This is a genomic window from Terriglobales bacterium, assembly GCA_035543055.1.
Taxonomy (GTDB): Bacteria; Acidobacteriota; Terriglobia; order Terriglobales; family Acidobacteriaceae; genus JAIQFD01.
This window is the reverse complement of sequence record DATKKJ010000039.1, coordinates 1-17231: the sequence shown is the minus strand read 5'-3', so window position 1 is coordinate 17231 and position 17231 is coordinate 1. Positions and strand designations below refer to the sequence as shown.

The 17231-nt window shown below is 64.8% G+C and carries 17 protein-coding genes; 16 read left to right on the top strand and 1 reads right to left on the bottom strand.

What is annotated here, in order from left to right; genetic code table 11:
- Positions 1–142 precede the first annotated feature (142 nt).
- The 8 genes from pdxT to VMS96_02820 all read left to right on the top strand — a co-directional run bounded on the left by pdxT (position 143) and on the right by VMS96_02820 (position 7020).
- Complete coding sequence (gene pdxT / locus VMS96_02855) at positions 143–697, top strand: pyridoxal 5'-phosphate synthase glutaminase subunit PdxT (protein HVP42341.1); 555 nt, start codon at positions 143–145, stop codon at positions 695–697.
- A gap of 186 nt (positions 698–883) precedes the next feature.
- Positions 884–1693 carry a cytochrome c oxidase subunit II gene (gene coxB, locus VMS96_02850; protein ID HVP42340.1) on the top strand — a complete coding sequence of 270 codons (810 nt, stop codon included), beginning with the start codon at positions 884–886 and terminating at the stop codon, positions 1691–1693.
- 30 nt (positions 1694–1723) lie between these two features.
- Positions 1724–3484: a cbb3-type cytochrome c oxidase subunit I gene (locus VMS96_02845; GenBank protein HVP42339.1), complete on the top strand. Its 1761-nt coding sequence runs from the start codon at positions 1724–1726 to the stop codon at positions 3482–3484.
- Positions 3485–3491: 7 nt separating this feature from the next.
- The gene (locus VMS96_02840; protein ID HVP42338.1) at positions 3492–4217 is read left to right on the top strand and encodes a cytochrome c oxidase subunit 3; all 726 of its coding nucleotides are present in this window, start codon (positions 3492–3494) and stop codon (positions 4215–4217) included.
- Between the two features lie 21 nt (positions 4218–4238).
- Positions 4239–5027 carry a hypothetical protein gene (locus VMS96_02835; protein HVP42337.1) on the top strand — a complete coding sequence of 263 codons (789 nt, stop codon included), beginning with the start codon at positions 4239–4241 and terminating at the stop codon, positions 5025–5027.
- Between the two features lie 7 nt (positions 5028–5034).
- Positions 5035–5370 (top strand): cytochrome C oxidase subunit IV family protein, encoded by a 336-nt coding sequence (locus VMS96_02830; protein ID HVP42336.1) that lies wholly within the window; start codon positions 5035–5037, stop codon positions 5368–5370.
- Complete coding sequence (locus VMS96_02825) at positions 5367–5630, top strand: hypothetical protein (GenBank protein ID HVP42335.1); 264 nt, start codon at positions 5367–5369, stop codon at positions 5628–5630. The genes VMS96_02830 and VMS96_02825 overlap by 4 nt, the downstream gene beginning before the upstream one ends.
- Positions 5596–7020, top strand: coding sequence for a M20/M25/M40 family metallo-hydrolase (locus VMS96_02820; protein HVP42334.1), 1425 nt, complete (start codon positions 5596–5598; stop codon positions 7018–7020). Before VMS96_02825 ends, VMS96_02820 begins: the two co-directional genes overlap by 35 nt.
- 1 nt (position 7021) lies before the next feature.
- Here the strand turns inward: VMS96_02820 and VMS96_02815 are convergent, their stop codons facing one another.
- Positions 7022–7954 carry a cation diffusion facilitator family transporter gene (locus VMS96_02815; GenBank protein HVP42333.1) on the bottom strand — a complete coding sequence of 311 codons (933 nt, stop codon included), beginning with the start codon at positions 7952–7954 and terminating at the stop codon, positions 7022–7024.
- A gap of 158 nt (positions 7955–8112) precedes the next feature.
- Between VMS96_02815 and uvrA the strand changes: the two genes are divergently transcribed.
- From uvrA to VMS96_02775, 8 genes are all read left to right on the top strand, one after another.
- A complete protein-coding gene (gene uvrA, locus VMS96_02810; protein ID HVP42332.1) occupies positions 8113–11061 on the top strand; it encodes an excinuclease ABC subunit UvrA in 2949 nt (982 codons plus the stop codon).
- On the top strand, positions 11048–12358 hold the full coding sequence (locus VMS96_02805; protein HVP42331.1) for a tetratricopeptide repeat protein: 1311 nt from the start codon (positions 11048–11050) through the stop codon (positions 12356–12358). Before uvrA ends, VMS96_02805 begins: the two co-directional genes overlap by 14 nt.
- Complete coding sequence (locus tag VMS96_02800; protein HVP42330.1) at positions 12355–12798, top strand: hypothetical protein; 444 nt, start codon at positions 12355–12357, stop codon at positions 12796–12798. Before VMS96_02805 ends, VMS96_02800 begins: the two co-directional genes overlap by 4 nt.
- A gap of 17 nt (positions 12799–12815) precedes the next feature.
- Complete coding sequence (locus VMS96_02795; protein HVP42329.1) at positions 12816–13376, top strand: hypothetical protein; 561 nt, start codon at positions 12816–12818, stop codon at positions 13374–13376.
- Between the two features lie 20 nt (positions 13377–13396).
- Positions 13397–14083 carry a hypothetical protein gene (locus VMS96_02790; GenBank protein HVP42328.1) on the top strand — a complete coding sequence of 229 codons (687 nt, stop codon included), beginning with the start codon at positions 13397–13399 and terminating at the stop codon, positions 14081–14083.
- A gap of 136 nt (positions 14084–14219) precedes the next feature.
- A complete protein-coding gene (locus VMS96_02785; protein HVP42327.1) occupies positions 14220–15476 on the top strand; it encodes a Fe-S-containing protein in 1257 nt (418 codons plus the stop codon).
- Between the two features lie 2 nt (positions 15477–15478).
- Positions 15479–16732, top strand: a complete 1254-nt coding sequence (locus VMS96_02780; GenBank protein HVP42326.1) for an ABC transporter permease — start codon at positions 15479–15481, stop codon at positions 16730–16732.
- Positions 16733–16743: 11 nt separating this feature from the next.
- Positions 16744–17231, top strand: a 488-nt coding sequence (locus VMS96_02775; protein ID HVP42325.1) for a hypothetical protein, incomplete at its 3' end; no start/stop codon positions are given.

Here is a 17231-nt window from a genome sequence, read left to right as displayed (position 1 = left end):
CCCGCGCCATCGTGAAGGCCACCACCCACTTCAACGATGCCAAGATCGTGCTGGAGGCCAGCGAGGAAGTCACCGGCACAATGAAAGGCATCGCCGTCTCGACCATGGCCGAGGCGGACATGTTGCAGACCCGGGGTTGGTGATGAAGATCGGGGTACTGGCGATCCAAGGCGACTTCGACGCTCACCGCCGCCGGCTCGAGGAGCTCGGCGCGGAGGTGGTGTTAGTGCGCAAGCCGGAGCAACTCGACCAAGTGGAAGGCTTGGTCATTCCCGGCGGCGAATCCACCACCTTCCTCAAGTTTCTCCACCAGGACGGCTTTCTGAAAAAGCTACGCGACTTCGCGCGAGTGAAACCCACCTTCGGCACGTGCGCCGGCGCCATCCTGCTGGCGAAAGAGGTCACCAATCCCTCGCAGGAAGGGCTGGGCGCCATCGACATCCGCATCCGTCGCAATGCCTACGGGCGTCAGCTGGACAGCTTCATCGACGAGACCGACAGCAAACTCGGCCGCATCGAGACCGTCTTCATCCGTGCCCCTCGCATCGAGCGGGTCGGGCCGGCGGTCGAAGTGCTGGCCACCGAGAAGAATGATCCCATCCTTGTCCGCCAGGGCAAAGTGATGGCCGCGACCTTCCATCCCGAGCTCTCAGCCGATCCCACGGTGCACGCGGAATTCTTGAAGCTCTGCCGATAGTTTCCCGCCCGCCCTCTTTCCAAAATGGGAACCAGAGCAAAATAAATTGCGCGACTCCTACGGAGTGACTGTAATCACTTGTCCTAGTGACAGCGGTCACTCCGCGTATGTTATATTTCTGGGCCAGCTCGCCGCGGGGGTGAAGGCGATCCTGCTCACGACCATCTCAAGCGCAGAGGACGGAACATGGGCCTAGTGCTCCTCGTTGTCATCTGGCTTATCACACTGCTCAGCACTTACTACTTCGCCATCGACAAGTGGGCCATGCTGCCGCTGGCTTCGGCGCACGGACCGGCCATGGACAGCTGGTTCCACACCACCTACATCGTGGTCGGCATCGTGTTCCTGGCGGCGCAGATCGGGCTGGGCTGGGTGGTGTGGAGGTCGCGCGACCAGGGCGACCAGACCAAGGTCACCTATTCCCACGGGAACACCAAGCTGGAAGTCCTGTGGACGGTGCTGACCGCCATCATCTTCGTCGGCCTGAACCTGGCCGGGGCGAAGATCTGGGCCGAGAGCCGCTTCCAGGGCGCCGCGCCCGGCGCGGTGAAGGTCGAAGTCACCGGCCTGCAGTTCGCCTGGTACTTCCGCTATCCCGGGCCGGACGGCCAGTTCGCCCGGACCAAACCGGAGTTGGCGGATGCCTCGGTGGGGAACGCGGTGGGCATCGACGACACCGATCCGGCGGCCAAGGACGATTTCGTGGTCGGCACCCTGATCCTGCCGGTGGACCGCGAGGCCGAGCTCACGCTGCGCTCGCAGGACGTGATCCACAGCTTGTTCATACCGGCCATGCGCTTCAAGCAGGACGCGGTGCCCGGGCTGATGATCAAGATGCACTTCACGCCCACCAAGGTCGGCGATTACGAGATCGCCTGCGCCGAGCTCTGCGGCCTGGGCCACTACAAGATGCACGGGATGCTGAAGGTGGTCAGCCAGGCCGATTACGAGAAGTGGGTGGCGCAGAAAGTAGCGGAGAAACAGGCATCGCAGTAGCGATCGCACATGGATAGTTCGGGGAGGAACATGGACGCACCATCGCAAGCGGCTGCCGGGGTCCACGCAGGACACGCGCACGCCGCGCCTACCGGCTTCATCCGCAAGTACGTCTTCAGTCTCGACCACAAGATCATCGGGCTGCAGTACTACTTTTTGGCGCTGCTGTCGGTGTTCGTCGGGATGGGGCTGTCGCTGCTGATGCGCATCCACCTGATTTGGCCGGAGGCCAACATTCCCTGGCTCGGCCACATCCAGCCGGAGACCTACCTGACGTTGCTGACCATGCACGGAACCCTCATGGTGTTCTTCGTGCTGACCCTGGCGCCGCAGGGCGGATTCGGGAACTACTTCCTGCCCATCCAGATCGGGGCCGCCGACATGGCCTTCCCCGTCCTGAACATGCTCTCGTTCTGGACGACGTTCGTCGCCTTCTGCGTCATGGTCGCGGCCTTCTTTGTGGAAGGAGGCGCGCCGCTGCACGGCTGGACCGGGTACGCGCCGCTGAGCGCGCTGCAATCGGCGGGACCGGGTGAAGGCCTGGGCGCCGACTTGTGGATCATCAGCATCGCCCTGTTCTGCGCCGCGTCGCTGATGGGGGCCCTGAACTTCATCACCACCACCCTCGACCTCCGGGCCAAGGGCATGACCCTGATGCGCATGCCGCTGACCTGCTGGACCTGGTTCGTGACCGCGATGCTGGGCCTGCTGGCCTTCGGCGTATTGCTGGCGGCCGGCATCCTGCTGCTGCTGGACCGCAACGTGGGCACCAGCTTCTTCGTCCCCGGCGGCCTGGTGCTGAGCGGGAACCTGGTGAAGCACAACGGCGGCTCTCCCCTGCTCTGGCAGCACCTGTTCTGGTTCTTCGGCCACCCCGAGGTGTACATCGCCATCCTGCCGGGGATGGGCGTGGCCTCGCAGCTACTCTCCACCTTCTCGCGCAAGCCGATCTTCGGATACCGCGCCATGGTGTACGCCATCCTGGCCATCGGGGTCCTGGGATTCCTGGTCTGGGGCCATCACATGTTCATCAGCGGCATGAGCCCGTACTCGGGCTTCGCCTTCTCCATCATGACCATGGCCATCGGCGTCCCCTCGGCCATCAAGACCTTCAACTGGCTGGGCACGATGTGGGGCGGGAAGATACGCTTCACCACCCCGATGCTGTTCGCCATCGGTTTTGTGTCGCTGTTCGTCTCCGGCGGGTTGAGCGGGCCGTTCCTGGCGCAGCCGCAGCTCGACATCCAGCTGCACGACACCTACTTCGTAGTGGCGCACTTCCACCTGATCATGGGCGTGGCCGCTATCTTCGGCATCTTCGCTGCGACCTATTACTGGTTCCCCAAGATGTTCGGGCGGATGATGAACGAGAGCCTGGGCAAGGCCCACTTCTTCTTCAGCTTCATCGGTACCTACGCCATCTTCATGCCCATGCACTACCTGGGGATGGCGGGGCATCCGCGGCGCTACTCGTCGTTGAGCGAGGTTGGGTTCCTGCACGACCTGATGCCGCTGCAGCACTTCATCAGCATCGTGGCCTTCATCACCATCGCCGCCCAGTTCATCTTCCTGTTCAACCTGTTCTGGAGCATGTTCAAGGGCAAGAAGGCGGAGATGAACCCGTGGCAGGCGACGACGCTGGAATGGACCGTGCCCTCGCCGCCGCCGCACGACAACTTCGGTGGCATGGTGCCGGTGGTCAACCACGGCCCGTATGAGTACAGCGTGCCCGGAGCGCCGACCGATCACGTCATGCAGACCGACCCGGCGGGAGCGGTGAGCGCGCATTAGGATCGTTATGGCTACAGCATTCCGAGACTCGGTACTGGAGCGAGAGCCGAAGCTGGGCGGCGGCGGGCCCATCGACATCACGCCCCCCAGGCGGTGGGGCGGTGACGGCGACGGCAGCCCGCAGTATCGCGACCGCCGCCGCCGCTATCGCCTGGGCGTGATCGTCGGCATGGCGGCCATCGTCATGTTCTTCGTGTCGCTGACCAGCGCCTACATCGTGCGCCAGGGCATCGGCAACTGGGACCCCCGGACCGGGCAGTACGTAACCGACTGGGTGCCCATGAAGGTGCCGGGGATCCTGTGGGTGAACACGCTGATCCTTCTGTTCAGTAGCGTGACCATGGAGATGGCGCGGCGCCGGACGGTGGAACGCGCCGTGACCGCCCAGCAGTTCGGCATCGACAGCGAGCAGAAGACCTTCCCCTGGCTCGGGGTCACGACCATCCTGGGCATCGGCTTCATCGCCGGGCAGGCGCTGGCGTGGAAGGACCTGACCGCGCAGGGCGTGTACATCAGCACCAATCCCAGCAGTTCGTTCTTCTACGTGCTCACCGTCAGCCACGGGCTGCACTTGCTGGGCGGGGTGCTGGCACTGCTCTATGCCTCGGTCACCACCCTCTTGGCCCGGCCGCTGGAGACCAAGGCCATCGTGGTGGACGTCACCGCGCTGTACTGGCATTTCATGGACGCGTTGTGGATCTACATCTTCGCCCTGCTGCTGATCGCGAAGTGAAGGGCGACAGGAGATGAATTGATGGCGGACGCCGTCTTGCACCATCCGGGAGCCCAGGCTTACGAGCAGCCCCTGTTCGGGACCTACTCGAAGAAGCTGGGCATGTGGCTGTTCATCCTGTCGGATTCGCTGACCTTCGGGGCGTTGCTGTTCGCCTACAGCTACTCGCGCATCTCCAACCCCGCTTGGCCGACGCCCTTCGATTCGCACAGCATCATCAATGCGACCATCATGACGGCGTTCCTGCTTTCCAGCTCGCTGACCATGGTGCTGGCGGTCAGCGCCGCCAGCCGGGGGCTGAAGAGGGCGGTGGTCGGATGGCTGCTGGCCACCATGCTGTTCGGCTCCGGGTTCGTGGTCCTGCACGCCATGGAGTGGACCGGGCTGCAGCGTGAGGGACTATGGCCGCTCTCGCTCCTGCTGGGCGACAAGGCGCCCGCCGAAGGCCACTTCGTCAAGGCCATCCCGCAGTTCGGGGGCACGTTCGTCGCCCTGACCGGCATGCACATGCTGCACGTCACCATCGGCGTCATCTATCTGGGCGTGGTGGCGCTGCGCAAGAAGTGGCTGCCGATCTTGGTGGTGCTGTGGGCGGTGGCGTTCTTCGCCACGCCTTCCAGCAGCCCCTTCCACTACGGGTCGTTCGCGATCCTGATCGCCGCCGTGGTCTGCGCCATCATCCTGTTCTTGAAGCCGAAGGACTACACCCCCGACGACGTCGAGGTCGCGGGGCTGTACTGGCACTTCGTGGACCTGGTGTGGATGTTCATCTTCCCGCTGGTGTACCTGATGTCAACGCACATTTCGTGAGGGAGCAATGGGCAGCGAAGCACAACTGATGGAGCAGAGCGCCGAATCCCACGCGCACCACAGCCACACCCTGTTCTTCGTGGTCTGGGGCGCCTTGCTGGTGCTGACCGGGATCGAGGTCTATCTCGGATACCAGAACCTGCAGCCGGTTAAGATGCTGTCTATCCTGCTGGTGCTGTCGGTGGTGAAGGCGGCGCTCATCATCCTGTATTTCATGCACTTGAAGTTCGAGATCCGGCGCATGCGCTGGGTGCTGATGACCGCCCTGGTCATATGCCTGGGGCTGATGAGCATGTTCTTCGCCGACGCGGCGCGCATCCTGTCCATCGGGGTGCGGCCGTGAGACGCCGGGCGGCCGCGGCCGCGCTCTGGCTGGTTCTGGCGGCGGCTCCTGCCTTCGGCCAGGGTTGCGCCATGTGCTACACCGGCGCCCATGCTGCGGGCGCCAAGGCCCAGAAGGCCCTGAACCGCGCCATCGGCGTGCTCATGGCGACGACTCTCGGTATGATTGGGGGTTTGGCCCTGCTGGTCTTCAAGAACAGGAACAGCGGGCAGGAACTCCCAGACCATGAGACGACTGATCCCAGTATTCCTCCTCGGTAGTTCCCTGCTGTGCGCGGCGCAGCAGGCGCCTGAATCCGACCTCGGCAAGTTCTATTCGCAGGAGCTGCTCGCCCAGTTGCCGCAGGTGCAACAAGCAGCCATGCGCAGCAGTTACGCCCTGGCCCAGCTCGACCACCTGACCAATACCCTCGGACCGCGGCTGGCGGGATCGCCCGGAGCGCAGGCCGCCGTCGAGTATGTGGCCTCCGAGCTGCGCAGGCTGGGGCTCGAGGTGCGGCTGGAGAAGGTGATGGTGCCGCACTGGGTGCGCGGCGTCGAGACCGCTGAGTTGGTCCAGGTGCCGGGCCAGCAGTCCCCCATCCCGCAGAACGTGGTTCTCACCGCGCTCGGTAACAGCACGGCCACGCCTCCCGACGGCGTCACCGCGGAAGTGGTGGTGGTCAACAGTTTCAAGGAGCTTGATGAGCTGGGAGCCGCCAAGGTCTCGGGCAAGATCGTTCTGTTCAACGTCCCCTTCGATGAGCGCAAGGCGGAGATGGGGCTGGCCGGCGACGCTTACGGGACGGTAAGCCGCTATCGTGGCGGAGGCGGCGTAGCGGCCGCCAAGCTGGGCGCGGTAGCTGCCCTGGTGCGAGCGGCCGGAGGGGCCAACTTCCGCATCGCCCACACCGGTTACAGCGCTCCTGCGGGTATCCCCAACGCTTCTATCACCACCGAGGACGCGGAGCGCATCGCCCGTCTTGTGAGGCAGGGCCCGGTGCGCATGCACCTGACGCTCACCCCCGCCAAGTACCCCGACGTCGAGAGCTACAACGTGGTGGCTGACCTGAAAGGCTCGGAGCACCCCGAGCAGGTCGTGATCGTCTCCGGGCACTTGGATTCCTGGGACCTGGGCACCGGCGCCATCGATGATGGCGCCGGAGTGGTGATGGCCATGGAGACCGCCGCCGTGTTCCAGCAGCTCAAGCTGCGGCCCAAGCGGACGCTGCGGGTCATCGCCTGGATGGACGAAGAATTGGCCGGGACCGGCCACAACGCCTACTTCAAGGACCACCAGGCGGAAGTAGCGAACCACGTGGCGGCCATCGAGAGCGATTTCGGCGCCGGGCACCCCGCCGGCATCAGTGCCGGTATTCCCGCCGATGCAATCCCCCTGCTGGCTCCGGTGCAGGACGCGCTCCGCCCGCAAGGCGCCACCGTCATCCGTGTCTCCCCCTTCACCGGTTCCGATATCTCGGCCTTAGGCAAGGCGGGAGTGCCGACATTCGGCCTGCTCCAGGATGGACGTCGCTATTTCGACTACCACCACACCGCTGCCGACACCTTTGACAAGGTGGATCCCTCGGAACTGGCGGAGAATGCCGCTGTCATGGCCACCCTGGCCTGGGCGCTGTGCAACATGGAACAGCCGCTGCCACGGGCGAAATGACTCACGAAGGCCGTCCGGTGTAGTGCTCTCCTACATGGACGTCGGCGTGGTCTTCAAGAGACTCCAGATGGGTGAGCACCTCGGCCGGGATCTCCAGGCTCTGCGGCAGCTTCTCCTCGATCAAAGTGGCGATGCGATGCGCCTCCCCGACCGGCGTCTGGTGCGGAAACAACAGGTGTACTTCGATGAGCAGGCGCTGTCCGGTCATGCGGAAGCGCACGCCGTGATATTCGGCTTGGTGCTCATGGCAGAGCTGGTCTAAGCGTTCGCGGAGCTTGCGCCCGACCGCCGGGTCGGCGTAATCGAGCAGCCCGGTGGCCGAGCGCCACACCAGCCCGCCTCCGGACCAGAGGATGTTCAGCGCCACGGCGATGGCGCACAGCGGGTCGAAGGGTTTCCAGCCGGTCAGAAGCACCAGCGAAAGCCCCGCCACCACGCCGAAGCTGGTCCAGCTGTCGGTCAAGACGTGCTTGCCGTTGGCTTCCAGGATAAGGGAATGGTTCTTGCGGCCGGTGCGCAGCAGGTACCAGCCGAGCCCCGCGTTGACCACCGATGCCGCCAGCACCAGCAACGTCCCTGTGCCCAACCGCTGGAGCTGCAGCCCGTGCAGCCACTTGTGGATGGCCGAATAGATGATGGCGACGGCGGCCAGGATGATCATCGCCCCTTCGAAGCCGGCGGAAAAGAACGTGATCCGCTCGTAACCGTAGAGGAACTTGTCATCGGCGGGGCGGCTGCTGAGCCACAGGCTGAAGGCGGCGAAGCCTACCGCAATCACGTGAATGACCGACTCGGCGGCGTCGGAGAGGATGGCGGCCGAACCGGTCAGGAGATACGCGGCGGTCTTGCCCAGCAGCATGCAGATCCCGAAGATCAGGGAAAGCCGCATGGCGAAGCGCGTATCGCGGAAGGCTTGATGGTTGCCGGCCGACATGCCGCGATTCTAAGGTGCCCGCCAACCGTCCCGCTGTGACCGGGGACACACGAACCACGAGATGTGGTGGGACTGTATAATAGAAAGATTCCGCAGCATGTCTGGAGCCGTCCGAGGCCCCGTGGGAACCGCGGTCTCAGCCTGCTGCGCCGGGACCCATGGCAACAGACAGTATCGTGGTGCGCGGCGCCCGCGTCCACAACCTCAAGAACATCGACTTCGACATCCCGCATAACACCCTCACGGTGGTGACCGGCGTCTCCGGTTCGGGCAAGTCGTCCCTTGCCTTCGACACCATCTACGCCGAGGGGCAGCGGCGCTACGTCGAATCCCTCTCCGCCTACGCCCGGCAATTCCTGGAGCGCATCGAAAAACCGGACGTGGACCTGATCGACGGCATCGCACCGTCGATCGCCATCCGGCAGAAGAACACCACCCGCAACCCGCGCTCCACGGTGGCCACGGCCACCGAGATCTACGATTACCTGCGCCTGCTGTTCGCACGCGTGGGCCAGACCTTCTGCCTGCAATGCGGCGGCGAGGTGAAGCGCGATACCGTGGACGAGGTGGCCGCCGCGGTCCTCGGCCTGCCGGAGGGCAGCCGCCTGAACGTGCTGTTCCCCCTGCGGGGCCCGGCGCCGACGGTTGCGGCTGAGGACAAGACCGGCAGCAAGCGCCGGCCAAGCCGCAAGCCGGAGTTGCCCGCCGAACCGCAAGCCGGGTCGCTCGAATCCCGGCTTTTTGAGCTGCGCAAGCGCGGATACAACCGTCTTTTCCAGGACGGCCGGATCTTCGAGTTCTCCACCCCGGAATCGCTGCTCGACGTCAAGTTCAACGAGCCGGTCTTCATCCTGGTGGACCGGCTCAGCGTGGCGGCCGACATCCGCAGCCGCCTCGTGGATGCCATCGAGACCGCCTACCGCGAAGCCGGAGAGGTGATCTTCGAGAGCCCGGCGGCGAACGGCACGCCGCCGGAGCGGCTGCGCTTCTCCCAGCGCTTCGAATGCAAGCGCTGCCACATCCGCTATGAGGAACCGGAGCCGCGCCTGTTCTCCTTCAACAATCCCTATGGCGCGTGCCCCCGCTGCCAGGGATTCGGCAACACCATCGATTTCGATCTCGACCTGGTGATCCCCGACAAGTCCAAGTCGCTGTCGGACGGCGCTATCGAGCCCTGGACCAAGCCGAAGTACAGGTCGCTCGGCGCCGACCTGAAGCGATTCGCCAAGCAGCACAACATCCCCACCGACGTGCCCTGGGCGGAGCTGCACCGCGACGCTCAGCAAATGGTGCTCGAGGGCGACGGCAAGTTCCCCGGCATCAAGGGCTTTTTTGCCTACCTGGAGCGCAAGAAGTACAAGCTGCACGTGCGGGTGTTCCTGAGCCGCTACCGCGGCTACGCCGTATGCTCGACCTGCGGTGGCGCCCGCCTGCGCGCCGAGGCCCGCCACGTCCGCATCGCCGACAAAAACATCACCGACGTGACCGCCATGACGGTGGAGGAAGCCACACGCTTCGTCGGCGAGATGCGGCTCACCCCCGAGCAGGAGGCGATCGCGCAGGAGGTCCTCGACGAGATCCGCGCCCGCCTGAAGTACATGAACGACGTCGGCCTCGAGTACCTGACGCTGGACCGGATGTCGTCCACCTTGTCGGGCGGCGAGGCGCAGCGCATCCAGCTGGCGACGTCGTTGGGATCGCGCCTGGTGGGAGCGCTCTACGTGCTCGACGAGCCCTCCATCGGCCTTCATTCCCGCGACACCGCGCGGCTCATCCACATCCTCCACGACCTGCGCAACCTGGGGAACACCATTCTCGTGGTCGAGCATGACCCCGAGATCATGAAGGCCTCTGACCGCATCCTCGACCTGGGACCGGGCGCCGGGGAAAACGGTGGACGGGTGGTCGCTGCCGGCACCTTCGACCAGATCCGTCGCGTCACCAATTCTCTGACCGGGCGCTACCTGGCGGAGGAGCTGCGCATCCAGCTGCCGTCGGCGCGCCGCAAGAGCGGTCCACAGCAGCTCAAGCTGTTCGGCGCCCGCGCCCACAACCTGAAGAGCATCGACGTCAGCTTCCCGCTGGGCATGATCGTGGCCGTGACCGGAGTGTCAGGCTCGGGGAAATCGACCCTGGTTCACGACGTTCTCTATAACGCCCTGGGCGCCATGAAGGCCCAGGGCACCACTGCTCCCGCGGGCCATTACGACAAGCTGGAAGGCGCGCAGTTCGTGGACGAGGTCATCCTGGTGGACCAGACACCGATCGGCCGGACCCCGCGCTCCAACCCGGTGACTTACATCAAGGCCTTCGACTCCATCCGCGAGGTCTTCGCTTCCCTGCCCGAGGCCCAGAAGCGCGGCTACACCGCCGGCCACTTCTCCTTCAACATCCCGGGCGGGCGCTGCGAAGGCTGCCAGGGAGACGGCACGGTCGTGGTCGAGATGCAGTTCTTGGCCGACGTCGAGCTGATTTGCGAGGAGTGCAAGGGCACACGCTATAAGCCGTCGGTGCTGGAAGTCCGCTACAAGGGAAAGAACATCCACGATGTGCTGAACCTGACGGTGAAGGAGGCGCTGGCGTTCTTCCGCGAAGTGCCCAAGATCACGGAGCGGTTGCGGGTGCTCGATGAAGTCGGGCTCGGGTATCTACGCCTGGGGCAATCGGCCACGACCCTGTCTGGCGGTGAAGCGCAGCGCATGAAGCTGGCTTCGCACCTGCAGCCGCGCCGTGACAGCGCGCGGTTTGCCGCCGAATCGGGGGACGGACGCCGGGACGGCAAAGAGAGCAGGCGCTGGAGGGTACTGTATATCTTCGACGAGCCGACCACCGGGCTGCATTTCGACGACGTCAGCAAGCTGCTAGCGGCTTTCCGCAAGCTCATCGATGCCGGCGGTTCGGTGATCGTCATCGAGCATAACCTCGACGTCATCAAGACCGCCGATTGGGTGATCGATCTCGGCCCGGAAGGTGGTGCGCGGGGCGGCCAGGTGGTGGCGGCGGGGACCCCTGAGTCCATTACCCGGACGGCGAAGTCGTACACCGGAAAGTGGCTCTCCCGCCTCTTGGGGAACAACGGCGACTCACGTTCCAATGGGCGCAAGTAAGACGATCCTGCTGCTGTTGGCGCTGTCTCTGCCGCTCGGGGCGCAGACCGAGGGGCGTCACCGCACCCGCACGGAGGCGGTCCAGCTCGGGCCCTCCGCCCTGGTGCGCGAGGCCGAGTTCGCCATTGACCGGCAGGACTACGCCGCCGCCGAGCCGAAGCTGCAACAGGCCACCGCCGAAGATCCCAAGGATTACCGCGCCTGGTTCGACCTCGGTTTCGTGTACAGCTCCACCGACCGCAAGCCGCAGGCCATCGAGGCTTACCGCCGGTCGGTCGAGCTCAAGCCCGACGTCTTCGAATCCAACCTGAACCTGGGAGTGCTGCTGGCCGCATCCGGCAGCGAGGAGGCGGAAAAGTACTTGCGCGCAGCCACCCAGTTGAAGCCAGTCAGCAAGCCTGAGCAGGGGCAGGCGCGGGCCTTCCTGGCACTGGGGAATTTCCTGGAGAGCAAGAGCCCGACTGAGTCCCTGCGAGCTTTTCAGGCCGCATCACAGTTGACCCCCAAGGATCCCGCCCCGCATCTATCGGCCGGCATGCTGCTGGAGAAGCAGGGCGACCTGCTGTCTGCGGAGAAGGAATTCCAGGCTACGGTGGAGCTCGATCCGAGCTCCACCGACGCTCTCGCGGGATTGGCTAATGTCTACATGCGGTTGAAGCGGCTCCCCGATGCGGAGACGGCGCTGCGCAGCTTCCTGCGTCTGAGCCCCAACGACGTCAACGCCCATCTCCAGCTGGGACGAGTGCTCCGCGAGCTGGGACGCGCGAGCGAGGCCCGGGCAGAGTTCGAGATCGCGGCCAAGACTGCTCCCACGGACGCGGCCGTCTTGCGCGAACTGGCCGCGGCAGACGCCTTCGACAGCCGGTTCCCCGAGGCCGAGGCCCGCTACCGCGAACTGCTGAAGCAGCAGCCGGACGACCCGGAGCTGCGTTATTCCCTGGGATCCGTTCTGCTGAAACAGAAGCGCTTTGCTGAAGCGGAAGAGCAGTTGCTGGAGGCGGTGCGCCTCAGACCCGGCCTGGCGGACGCCTATGGCGAGCTGGCGGTCGCGGCCGCGGAGAATAAGCATTATGAATTGGCGATCCGGGCGCTCGACCAGCGCGCCCGCTACCTGCCGGAGATGCCCGGCACCTGCTTCCTGCGCGCCACCTCCTACGACAACCTGCGCGCGTATCCCCAGGCCGCGGACGCTTATCATAGGTTCCTGGAACTCTCGGGCGGGAAGTATCCCGAGCAGGAATGGCAGGCGCGCCACCGGCTGCTGGCCATCGAGCCCAAAGGAAAGAGAAAGAAGTGAAGCGGAATCTTCTCGTTGTCGCCGCCGTTTTGCTGCCCCTGCTGGGTGCGGCGGTGGACAAGAAACCGCTCCCGCTGCAGGAGATGAAAGCCCGTGCGGAATCAGCCGCCGATAGCAGCAAGCCCCTGCTCTACGTGGAGGTCGTGAGCCGTGAGATCGAGGACGCCAACCAGCTGTTCACGACCGGGGAGGTCGAGAAGGCCCACAAGATGATCAAGGAGGCGGTGCAGTATGCCGAAAAGGCCCGGGACGCCGCCATCGCACGTCGCCACAAGATGAAGGACACCGAGATCCACCTGCGCAAGGCCGAGCACCGGCTGAACGACATCCGTCGCACCCTGGCGCTGGAAGACCAGCCGGAGGTGCAGGAGGCCGTGGACCGGATCGCCGCCGTGCGCAAGCAGATCCTAGAGGCCATGTTCGCGCCCAAGCCAAAGTGATGAAAGGCAGGAGATCCATGCGGAATTTTCGCAGGCTCGGCATACTGGTACTGTTGCTGGTGGTGGTGGTCTCGGCGCAGCGCCGGCGCCGCGACCCGCTGACCGACGCCGAAGCCGACCAGATGCGCGAGGTCGCACAGGAGCCGGAAAAGCGCATCAAGCTGGTCATCAAGTTCGCCCAGGCACGCCTGCAGGCCATCGAGCAGCTCCGCGGCGACCCCAAGATGGCCAAGGGCCGCGGCAAGCAGATCCACGACTTGCTTGAGGACTTCACCACCCTGGTGGACGAGCTCGGCGACAACGTGGAGATGTACGCCCGCCGCAAGGACGACATCCACAAGGCAGTCGGGCAGGTCATCGCGACTGACAGCGAGTTCCAGCTGCAACTCCGCGCCCTGAAAGACGCCGCGGCCGACCCCAAGACCGCCCAGGAGGCCAAGGACTACGAGTTTGCCCTGCAGAATGCCATCGACGCCGTGGATGCCAACCTGCAGGACAGCCGCGACTTGCTCCAGCAGATCGCCAAGGAAAAGCCGGAGGCTAAGGGAGCGGAGAAAAAGAAGAAGGACAAGGATTAGCTTTTGGTAAGCTGAGCGCAGTGATCCCTGACCTTCCCCGGTTGTTCCAGCAGGCCTATCGCGAACTGCGTCCCCGGGCGCAGATGCCGGTTTTCGATGTCCGCTTCTATCCGTTCGCGAACATCAACAACACCATCCGGATGCGCCAGGGAAAGCTGCTGGTGCGGCTCTCCGACCTGCTGGAAGGCGCCCCCGAGCCGGTGCTGCGCGCCATCCTGCACATCCTGCTGGCCAAGATCTACCGCCACGAGGTTGAGCCGGCGGAGGCGGCGCGCTATCGCCGCTATGTCGCCAGCCACGATCTCGCCGCCCAGGCGAGCGTGGTTCGGCAGGTGCGCGGGCGCAAGCGATTGAATGGCGTGCGCGGCCATACCTACGACCTGCACGAGATTTTCGACGGCCTGAACCGCCGATTCTTCCACGGGCTGCTGGGGCGTCCGCAGATGAGTTGGAGCAGCGAGCGCGCTCGCAACAACCTTGGGCACTATGACCCCGCCCACAACACCATCGTGGTCAGCCGCGCCTTTGACCATCCCGATGTCCCCCGCTGCGCCGTCGAGTACCTGGTCTATCACGAGATGCTGCACCTCAAGCATCCGGTGCGCCTGCGCGGCAGCCGGCGCTGCTTCCACTCTCGCGAGTTCCAGGCGGAGGAACGCCTCTTCCCCCACCTGGCCGAGGCCAAGCGGTTCTTGAAGCGGTTGTGAGCGCCCGAAGCGTCCGGCGATTGATCCAAGAAGAGGGCCATCCTCGGGCGGAGGTGTCGCCCGGCCACGATTGACCGCGCCTGCCCCTCCGCGTATCCTTTTGCTAGTTGAAAATCATTTTCAAAATCGAGGGAACGTGCTCCAGGCGCTGATCGTCACGCTTCGGGAGGGTGTGGAGGCCGCTCTGATCGTGGGCATCACTCTCGCCTACCTGGCCAAGATCGGCCGCTCCGAACTGCGCCGCATCGTCTTCGCGGCCCTGGGCGCGGCCTTCGTTGCCAGCCTGGGCGTGGCCGTGCTCCTCTCCCGCACCGGCTACAACCAGGACGTCTTCGAGGGCTGGGTGATGCTGCTGGCCGCCCTGTTCGTGGTGACCATGATCGTCTTCATGGCGCGCACCGCCAGGGCGCTGAAGGGCAACATCGAGCACCGGGTCGGTTTCCTGGCCGGGCGCGGCTCCCGCATCGGGCTATTCGCCTTCGTCTTCCTGCTGGTTCTGCGCGAGGGCGTGGAGACGGTGCTCATCCTTTCCGCGGTGTCCTTGAACTCGACCGAGCTGATGGGTTTCCTGGGGACGCTCTTGGGCGTCGCGCTGGCCGTGGTGTTTGGGGTGATGTTCGTCAAGGGCAGCGTGCGCATCAACCTCGGTAAGTTCTTCAAGGTCACGACCGTGATCCTGGTGTTCGTGGCGGTGCAGCTGACCATCTCCGGGCTGCACGAGCTCTCCGAAAACGGCGTGCTTCCCTCCAGCCGCGAGGAGATGGCGCTGATCGGGCCCATCGTGCGCAACGACCTGTTCTTCTTCATCACCATCCTGGCGCTGGCGGCACTGATGGTCTTGTTCGAATACCGCAGGCGCACGCCGATGCCGGCGCCGGACGCTTCGCGGGCGGAGCGGCGCAAGGCCGACTGGATGGCGCGCCGCGAACGGTTGTGGATGGCGTCGGTCTATGCCAGTTCGTTCCTGTTCATCCTGCTGGTGACCGCGCAGTTCATCTACGCCAAGAGCACCTCTTCCCTGCCGCCGGCTACCGAACTGCAGCTGGTGAACGGCGAGGTCACAATCCCGGCCACGAGCTTGGGTAAGGACGACATGCAGCGCTACCAGGTGAACGTGAACGGCGTCGAAGTGCGGTTCTTCCTCTACCGGAAGCCGGACAACAGCGTCGCGGCGCTGTTCGACGCTTGCGAGATCTGTGGCCCGGCGGGCTTTATCAAGTCCCCGAACGGAGGGGTGATCTGCAAGAACTGCGCCGCGCCCATCAATCCGCAGACCGTCGGGCAGGAGGGCGGCTGCAACCCCATCCCGCTGCGGGCGACGCTGTCAGGCGACACGGTGGTCATTGCCGAGGCCGACCTTGCAAAGGGCGCAGCGCACTTCCAGGGACGGTAGCCATGTTCCTCCGCCTGCTCTACCAATCGTTCCTGCGGCAGAAGCGGCGCAAGCTGCTGGCCGGAGCGGCGGTCACGCTGGGAGTGGCGGTCGCGACCGCCATGATAGCCGTGGCCACCGACATCGGCGACAAGATCAACCGCGAGCTACGCCGCTACGGCGCCAACATCGCGGTGTACCCGCAGGAAGATACGCTGGACGTCGAGATCGGCGGGGTGAACCTGAAGCCGGCCACCGCCGGCGCCTACCTCGAAGAGAAAGACCTTCCGGCGCTCAAGGGGATCTTCTGGCGGCACAACATCGTGGGATTCGCCCCGTTCTTGCCGGCGCATACCAGACTGGGGCCGGCCGAGGTCGAAGTGGTCGGTACCTATTTCAACAAGCTGCTGCAGTACGGTGACGAATCGTTCCGGACCGGGGTCACGATCACCCACCCGTGGTGGAAGGTGAATGGCTCGTGGCCTGCGGATGACTCCAATCAGGTCCTGATCGGCCAAACTCTGGCTCGAAAGCTGGGCATCGTCGCCGGGCAGCAGATCGAACTAGCCGGACAGCCAGTGCAAGTCAGCGGCCTGCTGAGCACCGGAGGAGCGGAAGACAGCGAGGTCGTCGGGGCGCTGTCGCTTGCCCAAGGGATCCTCGGGCGTCCGGGTGCGGTGCGGCGCCTGCTGGTCAGCGCCATGACCAAACCGGAAGATGCGTTCGCGCGGCGTGATCCGAAGAGCATGAGCCCCGCGGATCGCGACCGCTGGTACTGCTCGCCCTACGCCAATTCCATCGCCTACCAGATCATGGAGGTGATGCCGCATGCCAAAGCGGAGCAGATCCGGCAGGTGGCGCAGAACGAAGGCGTGCTGCTGTCGCGGATCAAGGGGCTGATGCTGCTGGTGACACTGGCGGCCCTGATCGCTTCGGCGCTGGCGGTCTCCGCGGCCATGGCCACCGCCATCTACGAGCGCCGCCAGGAGGTCGGGCTGATGAGGGCGGTCGGCGCAGGGGCCTTTGCGGTAGGAGCCCTCTTCTTCTCCGAAGCCGCTTTGCTGGCCATCCTGGGAGGCATGGTCGGGTTTGCGGCCGGCCTGGGCCTGGCGCAACAGATCGGCGGCTGGATCTTCGGCTCGCGCGTGACCGTACAGCCGGTGTTGTTCCCCATCATCCTGGGCGTAGCGGTGATCGTGACTTTCGCCGGGAGCGCCGCTTCCATCCGCAAAGCGCTGCGCTTCGATCCGGCCCTCGTCCTGCGAGGTGATGCATGACGCAGAGGCAGATGTTCCTGCGCCTGCTCGCCCGTCCCGTCATGGTGCAGCGAGGTCGGACGTTAACCGCGCTCCTGGCGGTGGCTGTGGCCGCCTCGGTGGCGACGGCGACGCTGACCCTCTACACCGACGTCCAGGCCAAGTTGCATAAGGAGTTCCGCCGCTACGGCACCAACGTGGTAGTAGCCGCAAAGCAAGGAGAAAGCCTTCCTCCGGATGCGCTGCAGCGCGTCGATTCCCTGCTTGGCGGTCGCGGCATCGCCGTTCCCTACTCGTACGCCGTGGCCAAAACTGATCACGGCACACCCATCGTGGCCGCGGGCGTGGACTTCGCGCGGGTACGCACGCTGAACGCCTGGTGGTCGGTGAGCGCGTGGCCGGCAAAGGAGGGTGAGGCGCTGGTGGGCAGCCGCGCGCAAGAACTGCTGCCCCAGGCCGGTGCGTCATTCAAGTTATACTTCAATAACAAGCCAATAACACTAACAAACAAAGGGATATT